This window comes from Alcanivorax sp. HI0044 (assembly GCF_001634945.1).
Window position 1 is genome coordinate 1 of sequence record NZ_LWEZ01001036.1, and the last position, 508, is coordinate 508.

The window sequence follows — 508 nt, forward strand, 5'->3', positions numbered from 1 at the left end:
GCGTCAGGCCTCGGGCATCCGGCGTTCATTCAATAATATCCCCGCGGGTGACGTACTTCGCCACCGCCACGGTGCTGACAAAGCCGATCAGCGCGATCAGCATGGCCGCTTCAAAATAGAGCTTGCTGTCCACCTGGATGCCGTACACCACAATCAACGCAATGCTGTTGATGTACATGGTGTCCAACGCCAGCACCCGGTCCGGTAGCGACGGGCCGATGACCAGCCGGTACAGGTTTAATACCCAGGCCAGGGTAATCAGTGCCAATGCAATGGAAATAGCCGTCTCTAGCATTCGAAAATCTCCTTTAGCGGCCGCTCGTAGCGCTGCTTGATCTCCGCCACCAGCGCCGCCGCATCATCCACATCCAGCGCATGCACCAACAATGCCTTGCGGTCCGGGCTCACGTCCGCCGACACGGTACCCGGGGTCAGGGAGACGGTGCTGGCGAGCAAGGCAATGGCAAAGTCGTCTTCCAGCTCCAGCGGCAATTCCACAAAGCCCGGG

General features: G+C 59.6%; 2 protein-coding genes. Both read right to left on the reverse strand.

Annotated features, from left to right (window positions below):
* Positions 1-25 precede the first annotated feature (25 nt).
* Positions 26-295 (reverse strand): K+/H+ antiporter subunit F, encoded by a 270-nt coding sequence (locus tag A3730_RS12105; protein ID WP_063521628.1) that lies wholly within the window; start codon positions 293-295, stop codon positions 26-28.
* Positions 289-508, reverse strand: a 220-nt coding sequence (locus A3730_RS12110) for a Na+/H+ antiporter subunit E (protein ID WP_197477466.1), incomplete at its 5' end; no start/stop codon positions are given. The genes A3730_RS12105 and A3730_RS12110, both read right to left, overlap by 7 nt.